General features: G+C 64.4%; 15 protein-coding genes. 11 read left to right on the plus strand and 4 right to left on the minus strand.

Features of this window, described 5'->3' with window-relative positions; all coding sequences use genetic code 11:
* The first annotated feature begins 4 nt into the window (after positions 1 to 4).
* The 4 genes from HZZ13_RS22245 to HZZ13_RS22260 all read left to right on the plus strand — a co-directional run bounded on the left by HZZ13_RS22245 (position 5) and on the right by HZZ13_RS22260 (position 5,377).
* Positions 5 to 1,501: an aldehyde dehydrogenase family protein gene (locus HZZ13_RS22245; RefSeq protein ID WP_197961665.1), complete on the plus strand. Its 1,497-nt coding sequence runs from the start codon at positions 5 to 7 to the stop codon at positions 1,499 to 1,501.
* A 110-nt stretch (positions 1,502 to 1,611) separates the two neighbouring features.
* Complete coding sequence (locus tag HZZ13_RS22250) at positions 1,612 to 2,739, plus strand: alkene reductase (protein WP_197961666.1); 1,128 nt, start codon at positions 1,612 to 1,614, stop codon at positions 2,737 to 2,739.
* 183 nt (positions 2,740 to 2,922) lie between these two features.
* The gene (locus tag HZZ13_RS22255) at positions 2,923 to 3,426 is read left to right on the plus strand and encodes a GFA family protein (RefSeq protein ID WP_197961667.1); all 504 of its coding nucleotides are present in this window, start codon (positions 2,923 to 2,925) and stop codon (positions 3,424 to 3,426) included.
* Between the two features lie 289 nt (positions 3,427 to 3,715).
* Positions 3,716 to 5,377: a thiamine pyrophosphate-binding protein gene (locus HZZ13_RS22260; protein ID WP_197961668.1), complete on the plus strand. Its 1,662-nt coding sequence runs from the start codon at positions 3,716 to 3,718 to the stop codon at positions 5,375 to 5,377.
* Positions 5,378 to 5,492: 115 nt separating this feature from the next.
* Here HZZ13_RS22260 and HZZ13_RS22265 read toward each other — a convergent pair whose 3' ends face one another.
* Positions 5,493 to 6,872, minus strand: coding sequence for an LLM class flavin-dependent oxidoreductase (locus tag HZZ13_RS22265; RefSeq protein ID WP_197961669.1), 1,380 nt, complete (start codon positions 6,870 to 6,872; stop codon positions 5,493 to 5,495).
* 262 nt (positions 6,873 to 7,134) lie between these two features.
* On the opposite strand from HZZ13_RS22265, the gene HZZ13_RS22270 reads away from it, so the two are divergent.
* From HZZ13_RS22270 to HZZ13_RS22295, 6 genes are all read left to right on the plus strand, one after another.
* A complete protein-coding gene (locus HZZ13_RS22270; RefSeq protein WP_197961670.1) occupies positions 7,135 to 8,532 on the plus strand; it encodes a M20 family metallopeptidase in 1,398 nt (465 codons plus the stop codon).
* An 86-nt stretch (positions 8,533 to 8,618) separates the two neighbouring features.
* Positions 8,619 to 9,530, plus strand: coding sequence for an amino acid ABC transporter substrate-binding protein (locus HZZ13_RS22275; RefSeq protein ID WP_197961671.1), 912 nt, complete (start codon positions 8,619 to 8,621; stop codon positions 9,528 to 9,530).
* A 117-nt stretch (positions 9,531 to 9,647) separates the two neighbouring features.
* Positions 9,648 to 10,379, plus strand: coding sequence for an amino acid ABC transporter permease (locus HZZ13_RS22280; protein ID WP_035997279.1), 732 nt, complete (start codon positions 9,648 to 9,650; stop codon positions 10,377 to 10,379).
* Between the two features lie 3 nt (positions 10,380 to 10,382).
* On the plus strand, positions 10,383 to 11,075 hold the full coding sequence (locus HZZ13_RS22285; protein ID WP_197961672.1) for an amino acid ABC transporter permease: 693 nt from the start codon (positions 10,383 to 10,385) through the stop codon (positions 11,073 to 11,075).
* A 12-nt stretch (positions 11,076 to 11,087) separates the two neighbouring features.
* Positions 11,088 to 11,819, plus strand: coding sequence for an amino acid ABC transporter ATP-binding protein (locus HZZ13_RS22290; RefSeq protein ID WP_197961673.1), 732 nt, complete (start codon positions 11,088 to 11,090; stop codon positions 11,817 to 11,819).
* 189 nt (positions 11,820 to 12,008) lie between these two features.
* Positions 12,009 to 12,869, plus strand: coding sequence for a D-amino-acid transaminase (locus HZZ13_RS22295; RefSeq protein WP_197961674.1), 861 nt, complete (start codon positions 12,009 to 12,011; stop codon positions 12,867 to 12,869).
* A 246-nt stretch (positions 12,870 to 13,115) separates the two neighbouring features.
* Here the strand turns inward: HZZ13_RS22295 and HZZ13_RS22300 are convergent, their stop codons facing one another.
* The 3 genes from HZZ13_RS22300 to HZZ13_RS22310 are packed head-to-tail and all read right to left on the minus strand — an operon-like array spanning position 13,116 to position 16,399.
* Positions 13,116 to 13,577 carry a carboxymuconolactone decarboxylase family protein gene (locus HZZ13_RS22300; protein WP_197950523.1) on the minus strand — a complete coding sequence of 154 codons (462 nt, stop codon included), beginning with the start codon at positions 13,575 to 13,577 and terminating at the stop codon, positions 13,116 to 13,118.
* Positions 13,578 to 13,602: 25 nt separating this feature from the next.
* On the minus strand, positions 13,603 to 15,213 hold the full coding sequence (locus tag HZZ13_RS22305; RefSeq protein WP_197961675.1) for an MDR family MFS transporter: 1,611 nt from the start codon (positions 15,211 to 15,213) through the stop codon (positions 13,603 to 13,605).
* A 4-nt stretch (positions 15,214 to 15,217) separates the two neighbouring features.
* A complete protein-coding gene (locus HZZ13_RS22310) occupies positions 15,218 to 16,399 on the minus strand; it encodes an HlyD family secretion protein (RefSeq protein WP_197961676.1) in 1,182 nt (393 codons plus the stop codon).
* A gap of 214 nt (positions 16,400 to 16,613) precedes the next feature.
* Here HZZ13_RS22310 and HZZ13_RS22315 point away from each other — a divergent pair, with 214 nt between their 5' ends.
* Positions 16,614 to 17,525, plus strand: a complete 912-nt coding sequence (locus HZZ13_RS22315) for a LysR family transcriptional regulator (RefSeq protein ID WP_197961677.1) — start codon at positions 16,614 to 16,616, stop codon at positions 17,523 to 17,525.
* The last annotated feature ends 11 nt before the right edge of the window (positions 17,526 to 17,536 follow it).

The following is a 17,536-nucleotide window of genomic DNA, read 5'->3' on the forward strand; positions in this document are numbered from 1 at the left end:
AGCCATGGCTGTGTCGCAGGCTATTCCGATCACGCGCCATCCGTTCGCCAACGGGTCCTACAAGCAGATGCTGATCGACGGCAAGTGGGTCGATGCAGCCTCGGGCAAGCGCTTCGAGACCCGCAATCCCGCCACCGGCGAGCTGCTCGCAACCGTTGCCGAAGGCGACAAGGAAGACATCGATCGTGCAGTCGCGGCTGCCCGCCGCGCCTTCGAGGGTCCGTGGAGCAAGGTCAAACCGTTCGAGCGGCAGAACCTGCTGTTGAAGCTCGCCGACCTCGTCGAGAAGAACTTTGACGAATTGTCGCAGCTCGACACGCTCGACATGGGCGCGCCGCTGAGCCGCACCCGTGCCTATCGTCTGCGTGCCGTCGGCATGCTGCGCTATTACGCCGGCCAGACCACCGCGATTCACGGCGAGACCATCGAGAACTCGCTGCCCGGCGAGATCTTCTCCTACACGCTGAAAGAGCCGGTCGGCGTCGTCGGTGCCATCATTCCCTGGAACGGGCCGCTGACCGCGACGATCTGGAAGATCGGCCCGGCGATCGCGACCGGCTGCACCGTGGTGCTCAAGCCGGCCGAAGAAGCGCCGTTGACCTCGCTGCGCATCGCTGAGCTCGCAATGGAAGCGGGCGTGCCGCCCGGCGTCGTCAACGTCGTTCCCGGCTATGGCGAGACCGCGGGCGCGGCGCTCGCCTCGCATCACGACGTCGACAAGGTCGCCTTCACCGGCTCGCATGTCACGGGCCAGTCGATCATCCGTGCCTCCGCCGGCAACCTCAAGCGCGTCTCGCTCGAGCTCGGAGGCAAGTCGCCGGACATCGTGTTCGCCGACGCCGATCTCGACGCCGCCGTGCCGGGCGCGGCGATGGCGGTGTTCGCCAATTCGGGGCAGATCTGCAGCGCCGGCACCCGCTTGTTCGTCGAGCAGTCGATCTACGACGAGTTCGTCGGCCGCGTCGCCGAGTTCGGGAAGAAGCTGCAGGTCGGCAACGGCCTCGATCCCAACGTGCAGATCGGCCCGCTGGTCTCCGAGCAGCAGCTCGAGCGCGTCACCGGCTATCTCGACATCGGCCAGAAGGAAGGCGCCAGGGCGCTCGCCGGCGGCGGCCGCGTCACCGAAGGCGCTTTGTCGAAGGGCTTCTTCGTCTCGCCGACGGTGTTCGCGGGCGTCGAGGACAACATGCGCATCGCGCAAGAGGAGATCTTTGGCCCCGTCATCTCCGCGATCGCGTTCAAGGACATGGACGAGCTGGTCAAGCGCGCCAACAACACCACGTTCGGCCTCGGTTCGGGCCTGTGGACGCGCGATGTCAGCAAGGCCCATGCGGTGGCGAAACGCTTGCGTGCCGGCTCGGTGTGGGTCAACTGCTACCAGGCGATGGACCCGGCCGTGCCGTTCGGCGGCTACAAGATGAGCGGCTACGGCCGCGAGTCCGGCAAGCAGCACGTCGAGGAATATCTCAACGTGAAGGCTGTCTGGATCAAGACGGCCTAGTGTCCTGCCCACGTTTCGCGAGGAGGAATTTTCTTCGAGGGGGCGGCACCTTTTCCGGGTGTCGCCCCCCTATATGATCGTCATCTTACCAAGCTCCAGTTGAGGCCAGCATGAAATTCGAAGCGTTGTTTCGGCCGTTGCAGGTCGGTCCCTACAAGCTTGCGCATCGCGTCGCGATGGCGCCGTTGACGCGCATGCGCGCCGAGCGCGATACGTTCACGCCGCGGCCGCTCAATGCCGAATATTACGGCCAGCGCGCGACGAAGGGCGGGCTTATCATCGCCGAAGCCTCGCCGGTGCTCTCGCACGGCCGCGGCAATCCGGCGACACCCGGCATCTATTCAGAGGCGCAAGTAGCCGGCTGGCGCAAGGTGGTCGACGCGGTGCACGCCAAGGGCGGCATCATCTTCCTCCAGCTCTGGCATGTCGGCCGCGTCTCTCATTCCTCCTTCCACGGCGGTGAGCTGCCGGTTTCGGCCTCGGCAATTCCGATCAAGGCCGAAGGCATGAAGGCGATGACGGCCGACGGCAAGATCGCCGATTACGAGACGCCACGCGCGCTGGAGACCGATGAGGTCAAGGGAATCGTGGAAGCGTTCCGGCAGGGTGCGGAGAATGCGCTCGCCGCCGGCTTCGACGGTGTCGAGATCCACGGCGCCAACGGCTATCTGCTCGAGCAATTCCTGCAATCGCGCAGCAACCAGCGCACCGATCAATATGGCGGCGGAATCGAGAACCGCGCGCGCCTTCTGCTCGAGGTCACGCAGGCCGCAATCGACGTCTGGGGCGCAAACCGCGTCGCGGTGCGGCTGTCACCTTACGGTATCGCCAACGATTCCGGCGAGCCCGATCCGATGCCGCTCTACACCCACGTGGTGAAGGCGCTCGACAAGCTCGGTCTGGCCTATCTGCATCTCATCGAGCCGCGCTCGAGCGGCGCGGGCCGCGCCGAGGTCAACTGGCAGAACGTGCCCTCCGCCATGGTGCTGTTCCGTCCGCTTTACAGCGGCGTCTTGATGACGGCCGGCGGCTTCACCGGCGAGACCGCGAACGCGGCGATCGCGGAAGGCCACGCCGACATCATCGCCTTCGGCCGCATCTTCATCTCCAATCCGGATCTGCCCCGGCGCCTGCAGCACGGCTACCCGATCACGCCGTACAATCGTGCGACGTTCTACGGCGGCGAGGAGAAGGGGTACACGGATTATCCGGTGTATGACGAGCTGGCGCCGGCATAAGTCCCTGCCGTCATTCCGGGGCGACGCGACGGGACCGCGCGAAGCGCGGCCCGGGAGCGTCGAGCCCGGAATCCATTTCACGCCTTGGCTTGCCGCTCGATGGATTCCGGGTTCGCGACTTCGTCGCGCCCCGGAATGACGGTCGTGTATTGTCGCACGCGCAATGACGACGGAGAGACTTCCATGGCCAAAGCCGCCGCCGCTGCAGGGATCGCCACCGGCCAATGCCTCTGCGGCAAGGTCGCCTTCGAGATCGACGTGCCTGCGCGCTGGGCTTGGCACGATCATTCCGCCGCCAGCCGCCGCGCTCATGGCGCCGCCTACGCCACTTATGTCGGAAGCTGGAAGAAGCGCTTCCGCATCACCTCCGGCAAGACCGCGCTGACCCGCTACGAGGACAAGGCGACGAAGACCGTGCGCAGCTTCTGCTCGCATTGCGGCACGCCGATCATGTACGAACGCCCGCGCGGCCCCCACATGGTCAACATCCCGCGGGCGCTGTTCAACGAGCGCACCGGCCGCCAGCCGCTCTATCACATCGCCATCGAGGAGCTGCAGGAATGGGCCTATACCGGTGAGCCCTTGGTGCCGCTGAAGGGCTTTCCCGGCGTCGTCTGGCAGCGCTCGAAAAAGAAGAAGCGCGCGGGCGGCGACGACCCGTTCGAGCTGGGGCGGGAGGAGATGTAGCGCGAGCCGTTTGCATTGCTCTCGTGCCCCGGACGCAGCGCAGCGCCTCCCCGGCGATGCGAAGCATCGTCCGGTGCGGCGGTGCGCTGCTGAGCCGGGGGCCCATGTAGCAGCGAACTCGGCGCTAGTCTGGGTCCCGGCTCTGCGCCGCGTCACTACGTGCCGCAGCGCGTCCGGGACACGAGGTCGCCGCGCGCAACGCAGCCATGACCGCGCTTCCTTGCGCGTCTGCCAACATCTCGGCCATCATGCCTCGTCCTTGCGGCAACGGTCCGCTCCTGGAGGAAACATGAAGAACAAGATCACCGGCCGCTCCGCCTTTCTCGCGCTGCTCAAGGACGAGGGCATCACGCATCTGTTCGGCAACCCTGGTACCACCGAGCTGCCGATCATGCATGCGCTGAAGGACCATCCCGATCTCACTTATGTCATGGCGATGCAGGAGAGCCTGGTGGTCGCGATCGCGGACGGCTACAGCCGCGCCTCGGGCAAGCTCGTCGCCTGCAACGTGCATGTCGCGCCCGGCCTCGGCAATGCCATGGGCTCGCTCTATAACGCCCAGTTCACGGGCACGCCGATGATCCTGACCGCCGGTCAGCAGGAGCAGGGCCACGGCCTGATGGAGCCGGTGCTCTATGGTCCGCTGGTGCGCATGGCCGAGCCGCTGGTGAAATGGGCCGTCGAGGTGACGCGGCTGGAGGACCTGCCGCGCATCGTGCGCCGCGCCGCGAAAGTTGCAACCACGCCGCCGACCGGGCCGGTGTTCATCTCGCTGCCTGGCGACATCCTCAACAGCGAAGCCGGCATCGATCTCGGCCGCTCCACCCGCATCGATGCGCGCACGAAACCATCGGACGAGGCGCTGAAGGCCTTTGCCGCACGCCTGCTCAAGGCCGAGCGTCCCGTGATCGTCACCATGGACGAGGTGGTCAAGAGCGATGCGCTGAAGGAGGCCGCCGAACTGGCCGAGCTGCTCGGCGCTGCGGCCTATCAGTCTTCGACGCCGTATGGCTCGCACTTTCTGTCCGAGAGCCCGAGCTTCGTCGGCACGCTCGCGCGCGTGCAGAAGGCCGCCCGCGATACGCTCGCGCCTTACGATCTGCTGATCGCGCTCGGCGGCGATCCCTTGCGGATGTCGGTCTATAGCGAGGTCGACGCGCTGCCCGAGGGCCTCGGCATGGTGCAGATCGGCCTCGTCGATTGGGAGATCGCCAAGAACTATGGCGCCGAAATCGCGCTGAAGGCAGACTTGAAGGAAACGCTGCGCGCGCTGATCCCGGTGCTGAAGGAGATGGGCGGCGCGACCCTCGCAAGCCGCGCAAAGCAGCGTCTCGCCGAACTCGCGCCGAAGAACTGGACTGCACGCCGTGCCGCTTTGGTCGAACAGATCGGCAAGAGCGCGGGCCGTAGCCCCATCGATCCCGACTATCTGGTGCTGCAAATGGTCGAGGCGATGCCTGATAATGCCATTCTCGTCGATGAAGGCCTCACCTCCAGCCGGCAGGTCACGGCGCTGTGGCCGCATCGCGATCGCTACGGCTATCACGGGCTCGCCTCCGGCGGCATCGGCTGGGGCCTGCCGGCCTCGGTCGGGGCGAGCATTGCCAATCCGGATCGCCCCGTGGTGTGCTTCTCCGGCGATGGCAGCGCGATGTATTCGATCCAGTCGCTGTGGACGGCGGCGCATCACAAGCTGCCGCTCAACGTCGTCATCGCCAACAATGGCGGCTATCGCATCATCAAGCAGCGGCTGCTCGCCTTCCACGGCGATGACAATTACGTCGGCATGGATTTCGCCGATCCGCCCGTGGATTTCGCCGGCCTCGCCAAGGCGCTCGGCTGTGAGGCGATCAAGGTCAGCGATCCCCGCGAACTGAAGGCGACGCTGGCGTCGGCGTTCAACCGGCCGGGGACGAAGTTGATCGAGGTGATGGTGGACGGGAAGGTTTGAGGCAGGACGCCTCAACCCTCATTGCGAGGAGCGCAGCGACGAAGCAATCCAGGCTGTGTCCGCGGAGGGATTCTGGATTGCTTCGCTTCGCTCGCAATGACGAGGAGGCGGCAACCTACCCCTTTCTTCCCACCCGATACCCCGCTGCCGGATGGGGCGCGTCGAGCCTCGCACGCCCGCCGCCGAACAGCTTCTCCCGCAGCGTCCCCTTCGCATACTCTTTCTTGTACCGTCCCCGTCGCGTCAGCTCCGGCACCAGCATGTCGGCGATGTCCTCGAAGTCGCCGGGCGAGATCGCGAACGCGACGTTGAGGCCGTCGACATCCGTCGTCTCGAACCATTGCTCGATCTTGTCAGCGACCATCTCGGGCGTGCCGACCACGACCGGGCCGGCGCCGCCGATGCCGACATGCTCGATGACGTCACGCACGGTCCAGACACGGTCAGGATCGGCGCGGGTGACGTTGTCCATCGCGCTGCGGCCGGCATCGTTCTGGACGTGGCGCACCTGCTGGTCGAGGTCGTAGCCGGAGAAGTCGACGCCGGTCCATCCCGACATCAGCGCCAGCGCGCCTTCGGGGCTGATGTGGCGGCGGTAGTCGGCATATTTGTCTTTCGCCTCGGATTCTGTCCGTCCGAGGATGATCGTCATCATCGAGAACATCAGGATCTCGGCCGGGTTGCGGCCCAGTGCAGCCGCCTGCTGCCGGATCGCGGAGACGCGCGGCGCGATCACCTTGGCCGACGGCCCCGACATGAACACGCACTCGGCATGCTTGGCCGCGAATTGCCGGCCCCTCGGCGAGGTGCCGGCCTGGTACAGCACCGGCGTGCGCTGAGGCGATGGCTCGCTGAGATGAATAGTGTTGTTGATGCGAAAATTTGCGCCCTCATGATTGACGCGATGAACTTTTGCCGGGTCGGTGAAGATGCCGCGCTTGCGGTCGCGCAGCACGGCATCGTCCTCCCAGCTGCCTTCCCAGAGCTTGTAGACGACCTCCATATATTCGTCGGCGATGTCGTAGCGGTCGTCATGCCCGGTCTGCTTGTCCTTGCCGGCACCGCGCGCGGCGCTGTCGAGATAGCCGGTGACGACATTCCAGCCGATCCGCCCTTCGGTGAGATGGTCCAGCGTCGACATTCGTCGTGCGAACGGGTAGGGCGGCTCGAACGACAGATTGCTGGTGACGCCGAAGCCGAGATTTTGCGTCACCGCCGCCATCGCCGATAGCAGCAGTAGCGGCTCGTTCGACGGCGTTTGCGCCGCATTGCGCAATGCTGCGTCAGGGCTGTTGCCATAGACGTCATACACGCCGAGCACGTCGGCCAGGAACAGCCCGTCGAAGCGGCCGCGCTCCAGCGTCTTGGCAAGATCGATCCAGTAGGGCAGGCGGTTATATTCGGCGGTGCGGTCGCGCGGATGAGTCCACAGGCCCGGTGACTGGTGTGCGACGCAATTCATCGCAAAGGCGTTGAGCCTGATCTCTTTGGCCATGCTGGTCCCTCGGCGCCCTGTACTGAGCGCTCTTCGAATGATAGATGTGCGCCCCAACTTGGCGAACTTCTTGCATATCGCTTGCGCTTGGCAAGGCCAAAGTCAGCGTCACAGCTGCGCTTGGCAGGCCGATCTCAACGAAGCAAGAGCGAAATCCAAGAGAACTACAAGAGAAGTACAAGAACTATCCAAGTCCCCGCCACTTTCGAAGGCCAACCCGCCTCGGGTAAGGTCCTTCGTCTCACAATCTCGAAAAGCAAGTATGACCAGAGCCGACGCCATCGCCCGCGCCCGTGAGGATTTCAACTCCGGCGCGTTCCTCGCTGAACTCGACCGCCGCGTCGCGTACAAGACCGAGAGCCAGAATCCGAAGCGCGGCCCCGAGTTGCGTGCCTATCTGGAACAGGAGATGCAGCCGGCTTTCGCCGCGCTCGATTTTTCCAGCCGCATCGTCGAATCCCCGAGCGGCAAGGCGCCGTTCCTGTTCGCCGAGCATTACGAGAGCGCGTCCGCGCCGACCGTGCTGGTCTACGGCCATGGTGACGTCGTCGACGGCATGGAAGGCGAGTGGCGGGACGGCCGCGATCCCTGGCGCACCACCGTAGCAGGGGCGCGCCTCTACGGCCGCGGCACCGCCGACAACAAGGGCCAGCACAGCATCAACATGGCGGCACTCCGCGCCGTGCGCGAGGCCCGCGGCGGCAAGCTCGGCTTCAATGCCAAGTTCATCATCGAGATGGGCGAGGAGATCGGCTCGCCCGATCTCGGCAAGGTCTGCGACCTCCATCGCGACGCGCTGAAGGCCGACCTGTTCATGGCTTCCGACGGGCCGCGCCTCTCGGCCGATCGGCCGACGCTCTTTCTCGGCTGCCGGGGTGGCATCCGCATCCATCTCGACGTGAACTTGCGCGACGGCGGTCACCATTCCGGCAATTGGGGCGGCGTGCTCGCCAACCCCGCGACCATCCTGGTCAACGCGATCTCCACCCTGGTTGACGCCCATGGGCGTCTGCAGCTGGAGGCCTTGAAGCCGCCGCGGCTGACCAACCAGATCCGCTCCTATCTCGCCGACGTCGAGGTGGTGCCGACCGCGGACGAGCCGGCGCTTGCCGAAAACTGGGGCGAGGAGGGCCTTTCGGCCGCTGAACGTCTCTACGCCTGGAACACACTGGAAGTGCTGGCGATGTCCTCGGGCAATATCGAGAAGCCGGCCAACGCGATTCCGGGCCACGCCAATGCGGTGCTGCAACTGCGTTTCGTGGTCGGGACGAAGGTTGAGGGGCTGATCGACGCTGTCCGCGCGCATCTGGTCGGACGCGGTTTTCCGATGGTCGAGGTGCGCGCCGCGCAGAGTTTTGCTGCATCGCGCACCGATTTCGACAGCCCCTGGATTAAATGGGCGGCGGATTCGGTGAAGGAGACCACCGGCAAGGCGCCGGCCGTGCTGCCGAATTTCGGCGGCTCGCTGCCCAATGACGTGTTCTCCGAGATCCTCGGTCTGCCGACGATCTGGGTGCCGCACTCCTATCCCGGCTGCTCCCAGCATGCGCCCAATGAGCACATCCTGCTGCCATTGACCGAAGAGGCCTTGACGGTGATGGCCGGGCTGTTCTGGGATCTCGGCGAGTTGCCAAAACCACTGACAGGCCCGTTAACCTGAGCCCTTGATCCAGCCGAAAGTTACATTCTAATCCGGCTCGATTTGTGCTTGCATCCGGGCCGCATCATCCGAAAGGGGAAGAAAAAGTGAAACATTTCCGTCACATCGGGCTCGCGCTCGCCGCGACCTTCGTCGTCAGCCAGGCCGGGGCCCAGGAGCTGACCGGCACGCTGAAGAACATCAAGGACACCGGCGCGATCACGCTCGGCTTCCGCGACTCCTCGATCCCGTTCTCCTACCTCGACGACAACCAGAAGCCCGTCGGGTTCGCGATGGACATCTGCTACAAGATCGTCGACGCCGTGAAGAAGGAGCTCAAGCTCGACAAGCTCGAGGTCAAGCTCAACCCGGTGACCTCGGCGACCCGTATCCCGCTGATGGCCAACGGCACCATCGACCTCGAATGCGGCTCGACCACCAACAATGCCGAGCGCCAGAAGCAGGTCGCCTTCACCAACACCCACTTCCTGACCGCGAGCCGCTACGTCTTCAAGAAATCGAGCGGCCTGAAGTCCATCGAGGACCTCAAGGGCAAGACCGTGGTCTCGACCGCCGGCACCACCAACATCAAGCAGCTCACCGAAGCCAACGTCGCCAAGGGCCTCGGCGCCAACATCATCCCGGCCAAGGATCACGCCGAAGCCTTCCTGATGGTCGAGACCGACCGCGCGGTCGCCTTCGTGATGGACGACATCCTGCTGGCGAGCCTCGTCGCCGGCTCGAAGAACCCGGACGACTACGCCATCTCCAAGGACGCGTTCTCCAAGCCCGAGCCCTACGGCATCATGCTGCGCAAGGATGACCCTGCCTTCAAGAAGGTGGTCGATGCTGCGACCGCCGCGCTCTATACTTCGGGCGAGGCCGAGAAGATCTACAACAAGTGGTTCACCCAGAAGATCCCGCCGAAGGGCCTGAACCTCAACACGCCGATCTCGGCCGAGCTGAAGAACGAGTTCGCCAAGCCGACGGACTCGCCGAACCCGGACGACTACAAGTAAGGTAAAACCCCGATCTTTCGATCGGGACCATGTCCGGCCACTCTTGACACAGGGGTGGCCGGACATTTGCATAGGCGCTCAGGACATCCATGACTGGCGCGTTCGCGCGGGGGACACGTGAACTACAACTGGAACTGGGGAATCTTCTTCCAGCCGAACCCGATGGGGACCGGCACCTATCTCGACATGCTGCTGTCGGGGCTGGCGCTGACCCTCAAGACCGCGGCGCTGGCCTGGGTGATCGCGCTGATCACAGGCTCGATCGTCGGGGTGATGCGCACGCTGCCGTCGAAGGGCGCCAATTGGTTCGGCTTCGCTTACGTCGAATTCTTCCGCAACATGCCGCTGCTGGTGCAGCTGTTCCTGTGGTTCTTCGTGCTACCGGAGATCCTGCCGAGAGCTGCGGGCCTGTGGCTGAAGCAATTGCCGAACGCGCCGTTCTGGACGGCTGCGATCGGCGTCGGCTTCTTCATGTCGGCGCGTGTGGCCGTGCAGCTGCAGGCCGGCATCTCCTCACTGCCGCGCGGGCAGAAGATGGCGGCGACGGCGCTCGGCCTGACCACCGTGCAGGGCTATCGCTACGTGCTGCTGCCGATGGCCTTCCGTATCATCCTGCCGCCGTTGACGTCTGAATTCCTCAACACCATCAAGAACACCGCGGTTGCCATCACCATCGGCCTGCTCGAGCTGACCGGACAGGCGCGCTCGATGCAGGAATTCTCATTCCAGGTGTTCGAGGCCTTCACCGCCGCGACCATCCTCTATCTCCTCGTCAACGCCGTCGTCGTGACCGCGATGCGCTTCCTCGAGCGCTGGGTCGCGATCCCCGGCTACATCACGGGGAAATAAGCGATGTTCGGCAATCTCGATTTCGACGTCATCCGCCGCGCACTGCCTTATCTGTTCTACGAGGGCATGACGTTCACCCTGACGCTGACGGGCCTTGCAGCCCTCGGCGGGCTCATCTTCGGCACGGCGCTCGCCCTGATGCGCCTCTCCGGCCTCAAGCTGCTCGGCCGGATCGCCGGGGTCTATGTCGACTTCATGCGCTCGCTGCCGCTGGTGCTGGTCATCTTCTGGTTCTACTTCCTGGTGCCTTATATCGGGCAGTGGGTGACCGGCGCCGCGCGCCCGATCAGCGTCGGCGCCTTCGCATCCTCGCTGATTACTTTCATCATGTTCGAGGCGGCGTATTTCTCCGAGATCATGCGCGCCGGCATCCAGTCGATCTCGCGCGGCCAGCCGGCCGCGGCCAGCGCGCTGGGGCTGACCTACGCGCAGACCATGCGCTACGTCGTGCTGCCGCAGGCCTTCCGCAACATGCTGCCGGTGCTGATCACGCAGACCATCGTGCTGTTCCAGGACACCTCGCTGGTCTACGTCCTCTCGATCACCGACTTCCTGGGCGCGGCGAGCAAGGTAGCGCAGCGCGACGGCCGCCTGGTCGAAATGTATCTGTTCGCTGCGATCGTCTACTTCACCATTTCCTGTATCGCGTCCTACGGCGTCCGCCGCCTGCAGGCGCGCATCGCCATCATTCGCTAGAGCGTGTCGATCATGATCGAAATCAGCCATGTCAACAAATGGTACAGCCCCACCTTCCAGGTGCTGACCGACTGCACCACCAACGTCACCAAGGGCGAGGTGGTCGTGGTCTGCGGCCCCTCGGGCTCGGGCAAGTCGACGCTGATCAAATGCGTCAATGCGCTGGAGCCGTTCCAGAGCGGCGACATCCTGGTCGACGGCACCAAGGTCAACGATCCCAAGACCGATCTGCCCAAGCTGCGCTCGCGCGTCGGCATGGTGTTCCAGCATTTCGAGCTGTTTCCGCACCTCAAGATCATCGACAATCTCTGCCTCGCGCAGGAGAAGGTGCTGGGCAGGGGGCATGACAAGGCGCAGACCAAGGGCATGCAGCTGCTCGAGCGCGTCGGCTTGAAGGAGCAGGCGCAGAAATTCCCGGCGCAGCTCTCCGGCGGCCAGCAGCAGCGCGTCGCCATTGCGCGCGCGCTCGCGATGGATCCGATCGTGATGCTGTTCGACGAGCCGACCTCCGCGCTCGATCCGGAAATGGTCAGCGAGGTGCTCGACGTCATGGTCGATCTCGCCCGCGAGGGGATGACCATGATGGTCGTGACCCACGAGATGGGTTTTGCCCGCAAGGTCGCCAACCGCGTGATCTTCATGGACCGCGGCGAGATCGTCGAGGACGCGGCGAAGGACGATTTCTTCGGCAAGCCCCGCAGCGACCGCGCGCAGAAGTTCTTGTCGAAGATTCTGTCGCACTAAACGGTCGTCATCCCGGGGCGCGCGCAGCGCGAACCCGGGATCCATCGGGCGACAGAACATGAGGCGTCATGGATTCCGGGCTCATTCGCTTCGCGAATGCCCCGGAATGACGGATCGAGGGTTTATCGCCCTCGCCAAATCTCCTATACCGGGAACCGAATTCACTTTCCGTCCCTCAGGAGACCTGCCTTGGACTCGATCGCCTACGTCAACGGCTCATTCGTCCCGCTCTCGGAAGCGAAGATCTCGGTGCTCGATCGCGGCTTCCTGTTCGCCGACGGCATCTACGAGGTCTCGGCCGTGCTCGACGGCAAGCTGGTCGACAATGCTTCGCATCTGGCGCGGCTGGAGCGGTCCGTCGGTGAGATCAGCTTGAGGCTGCCGGAGACCATCGAGCGTATCACCGAGCTGCAGAAGGAGCTGATCGCGCGCAACAAGCTCGTCAACGGCCTCGTCTATCTCCAGGTGACGCGCGGCGCCGACAAGGGGCGCGACTTCCCGTTCCCCAAGGCCGACGTCAAGTCGAGCCTGGTGATGTTCACGTCCGAGAAGGACATCATTAACGCCGCCGTGGCCAAGACCGGCATCAATGTCATCACGGTGCCCGACATCCGCTGGGAACGCCGCGACATCAAGAGCGTGGCGCTGCTGGCGCAGGTGCTGGCGAAGCAGGCCGCGGCTGAAGCCGGCGCGGGCGAAGCCTGGATGCTGCAGGATGGATACGTCACCGAGGGCGGCTCGTCCTCGGCGTTCATCCTGACCAAGGACGACGTCATCGTCACCCGCAAGAACTCCAACGCGATCCTGCCCGGCTGCACCCGCAAGGCCGTGATCGCGCTTGCCGAGGAGCGCCAGCTTCGCGTCGAGGAGCGTTCCTTCACCGTCGCCGAAGCGCTCGCTGCCAAGGAAGCCTTCATCACCAGCGCATCCTCCTTCGTGCAGCCGGTGGTCGCCATCGACGGCAAGACGATCGGCGACGGCAAGCCCGGCCCGATGGCGACGCGCCTTCGCGAGATCTATGTGGAGTTCGCCAAGGCGACGGCGGTCTGAGAAGCTTTGCGAGTCGGACGTACTTTTCGCTTCTCCACGTATTGCCCTGCCCCTCACCCGGATCGCTACGCGATCCGACCTCTCCCCGCAGAAGAGCGGGGAGAGGTAAAGTGCGTCCCGATGGACTCTTCGCTTGGATTATTGCGGTGAGGAACGCGTCGCTCTCTCACTCCCTCGCCCCGTTCTTACGGGGAGAGGGTGGGGTGAGGGGCTGACGCCGCGGGGAAGCTGGTCGTTTTGGTCAGCTCACGCCACCGACGCCTTCACCTTCACCGGATGCACGGCGCGGAACGCGATCGCGATCCTGTTCCAGGCATTGATCGCCCCGATCAGCATGGTCAGGTTCACCGTCTCCTCCTCGGAGAACTGCGCACGGACCTGCTCGTAAGTCTCGTCCGGCGCATGCGTCTCGGCGATCAGCGTCACCGCTTCGGTCCAGGCCAGCGCGGCGCGCTCGCGGTCGGAATAGAGCGGGGATTCGCGCCAGGCGTTGAGCAGGTAGATGCGCTGCTCGGTCTCGCCGCGCTTTCGCGCGTCCTCGGTGTGCATGTTGATGCAGAAGGCGCAGCCGTTGATCTGCGAGGCCCGGATCTTGACCAGCTCGATCAGCGATTTCTCCAGGCCCGTCGACTGGATCTGCTCCTCCAGCGCCAGCAGCGCTTTGATTGTATCGGGCGCGGCCTGGTAGTAGTTCATGCGGGGTTTCATGGGGCTCTCCTTTTCTTGGGTTAAATTAATGTGCTCCGCCGGCCGAAACGTGGCCGGGCTTCTTCAGAAAGAATACGGCCACGAGGGCAACGATCAGCGCCACGCCGAGCAGGTAGAACGTGTCGCTGAAGGCGAAGATATAGGCCTGCTTCTGCACGATATGGCCGATCGCCACATAAGCGCGATGCGCGGCGTCCGCACGGTCGAGAACGCCGTGATTGACGAAATATTGTGTGAGCTGCTCGAGCCGCGTGCGGGTGGCCTCCTCGAACACGGAGACCGACTGCATCAGCACGTTGGAATGATATTGCTCGCGTTTGGTCAGCACGGTTTGCAGCAGCGCGATGCCGACCGCGCCGCCGAGATTGCGCATCATGTTGAACAGGCCGGAAGCCGAGCCTGCATTCTCCGCTTCGATGCCAGCCGTCGCCACCGCCGACAGCGGCGCCATCACCAGCGCCTGGCCGATGGCGCGCACGACATTGGGCCACAGCAGCTGGTCGGCGGCATAGTCGTTGGTCATATAGATGTTCATGAAGTTTGATGCTGCGAACAGCACGAAGCCGATGCCGATGATGATCCGGGCATCGAACTTTTGCATCAGGCGCGGCACCAGTGGGATCAGCACGAGTTGCGGCAATCCGGTCCAGGCCAGCACCATGCCGATCTGCTCGGCATTGTAGCCCTGGATGCGCGACAGATATTGCGGCAGGATGAACACAGAGCCGTAGAGCGCGATGCCGAGCAGGAAGTTCGCGAGCATGCCGAAGCCGAAATTGCGGCGCACGAGCAGCCGCAGATTGAGCAGCGCCTTCTTCACCGTGAGCTCGATGATCAGGAAGGCGATCAGCGCAATAGCGGCGATGACCGAGAGCTTAACGATGAAGGGCGAACCGAACCAGTCGTCCTTGTTGCCTTCCTCCAGCACGGTCTGCAGCGCTGACAGCCCGATCGCCATGGTGATGATGCCGGCCCAGTCGCCCTCGCGAAGCAGCGACAGCTTCATGGGCTTCGCCTCGAGTGCATACCAGAGCATGCCGACCATGATCGCGCCGGGCACCAGGTTGACGTAGAAGATGTATTGCCAGCCGAAATTCTCGGTGAGATAGCCGCCGATAGTCGGGCCGATCGCCGGCGCAAACGTCGCCGACAGCGCGAACATCGCAAGGCCGACCGGCTGCTTGGCGCGCGGCAGCAGCATGATGATCAGCGTGAAGGCCATCGGGATCAGCACGCCGCCGGTGAAGCCCTGGATGGCGCGAAGCACGATCATCTGCGACAGATCCTGCGCCAATGCGCAGGCCGCGGACAGAACCAGGAACAGGATCGCGTTGGTGAGCAGGTAGATGCGGATCGAGAACACCTGCGCCAGCCAGCCGGACAGCGGAATCACGACGATCTCGGCGATCAGGTAAGAGGTCGAGATCCAGCCGCCGTCATCAATGCCGGCGCCGATCGCGCCCTGGATGTCGGCGAGCGAGGCGTTGACGATCTGGATGTTCAGCACCGCCATGAACGCGCCGAGCGTGGCGCCGATCACCGCGATCCAGGTCTTTGTGGACACCGCCGGAGCCGTGGGCGCAGCGGAAGCGGGGAGGCTGGCGGCAGCGTTGACCGTCGGTTGGAGCGTGCTCATGGCTTCAACCTCCATTCGCGCGGGAGGTATTGTGGGCGAGGCGCCTCGCCGTCTCGCGCTCGGCCAGCACCGTCTGTTTGGTGTCGATGGTCGGCACCGCCGACATGCCGGGGCGCAGCAGGCCGGTGAGGTTGTAATCGTCGAGCACGATCTTCACCGGAACGCGCTGCACGATCTTGGTGAAGTTGCCAGTGGCGTTGTCGGGTGGCAGCAGTGCGAATTCGAGCCCGCTCGCCGGCGACAGGCTGTCGACATGGCCGCGCAGGGTGGTGTTGCGGAAGCTGTCGACGTGCAGCTCGACCGGCTGGCCCGGCCGCACATGCGTGAGCTGGGTCTCCTTGAAATTGGCGATGACATAGACCGCGTCGAGCGGCACCACCGCCATCAATTGCGTGCCGGCTTGCACGTACTGGCCGACGCGCAAGCTGCGGGCGCCGACCGTGCCGTCCACGGGAGCTGTGATCTCCGTATAGGACAGGTTCAGCGCCGCCTGCTGCGCGACCGCGCGGGCGCGTTCGAGCTGGGCGGCGGCCTGGGCGCGCTGGGTGGTGAGCACGTCGACCTTGCGCTGCGCGGCGAGGAGGCCGGACTTGGCATGCTGCAATTGCGCGCTGCTGGCGCGCAGCGCCGCATCGGTCTGCTGCGCGCGCTGGATCGTGCCGGAGCCCGACTTCATGAGGTCGTCGTAGCGGGCGCGCTCCTCCTGCGCGAATTTCAGATTGGCCTCCGCAGCAGCGACATCGGCGGTGCTCTGCGCGATGATCGGCTGCTGCAGTTCGAGCTGGGCGTCGATGTTGCGGACCGAGGCTTCGCCGGCAGCGACGTCGGCTTTCGCCTGGTCGAGCGCCGCCTTGAAATCGCGGTCGTCGATCTCAGCCAGCAGCTGGCCCGCCCGAACCTTCTCATTGTCGCCGACCAGCACCTTGGCGATGTAGCCGGAGACCTTCGGCGCGACGATCGTGGAGTCCGCCTTCACATAGGCGTCGTCGGTGGATTCGAGGTAGCGGCCGTTGGTCCAGTAATCGTGTCCGTAGTAGGCCATGGTTGCCGTGCCTGCGAGGAGGGCGAGCACCAAGGCCGCGCGCCGGACCCTGTTCGGAGCCGGGACAGTGGGCGGCGCCTTGGCGTAATCGCGCGTGATTTCAGTTGCTTGCTGGAAGGTCTCGGTGCGGGGCATTTCGGACATTGCGGTCTCCTGTCGGCTCGCTGAGACAATCGGTCTTGCTGGCCCGGATGATAATCGGCTAAATCCTGGAAGGATTATCCATTGGGAATGGATAATCTGAGCGGTCACCCTGGTTCGTGATGTCTACCGGTCAGGGCGCGCGACTGCGCCAGCGCGATTGCCGTTTCTGTCGCGCGATTGCTGCCGAGGCGCACATCCCAGTGCAAGGAAAGCCATGGATCGATTGACCAGCCTCGAAGTGTTCAGCCGAGTGGTCGAGACCGGCGGCTTCTCCGCAGCAGCCCGCAAGCTCAACATGTCGACCACCATGGTGAGCAATCACGTGCAGGCGTTGGAAGACCGGCTCGGGGTGCGGCTGCTTCACCGCACCACGCGCAAGGTCAATCTGACCGAGATCGGCAAGGCCTACTACGACCGCTGCGTCCAGATTCTCGCCGACATCGAACAGGCCGACGACATCGCGAGCGAATTGCAGTCGGTGCCGCGCGGCACGCTGCGCATTCACGTCGCCACGCACATGGTGCCGTTCGTCGCGCCGATTGCGGCGAAACTGCTGTCGACCTATCCGGAGCTCAAGATCGATCTGCGCATGGGCGAGGCCGAGGTCGACCTCATCGAGGAAGGCTACGACGTGGCCCTGCGCATGACACAGCCGCGGGATTCCAGCCTGATCGTGCGCAGCCTTGCCACCTGGCGTCACGTGCTGTGCTGCTCCCACGGTTACATCGAGAAGCACGGCCGGGTGCAGAAGCTCGACGAGCTCACCGGGCACAATTGTGGTCGGCACTTGAACTATCCCTTTGGCGACGAATGGCAGTTCCTCGATCGCAAGGGCACGCCGGCCTCGGTGCGCGTCTCCGGCAGCTTCGTCACCAATAGCGGGGAAGCGCTGCGCAAGGTCGCGCTGGAGGGCGCCGCCATCTGCCTGATGGCGGGGTTCCTCATTCAGGATGATCTCGAAGCCGGCCGCCTCGTGCGCCTGTTGCCGGAATATCGGACCGTCGAGCTCTCCATGAACGCGGTCTATCCGCATCGGCATCATCTGTCGGCGAAGGTGAGGACCTTCATCGACCTGCTCGTGCACCACAGCGCCGAGCAGCAGAAGCTGATCAACCCGTATTCATGAATGGCACCGCA

The organism is Bradyrhizobium agreste (assembly GCF_016031625.1).
GTDB classification, from domain to species: domain Bacteria; phylum Pseudomonadota; class Alphaproteobacteria; order Rhizobiales; family Xanthobacteraceae; genus Bradyrhizobium; species Bradyrhizobium agreste.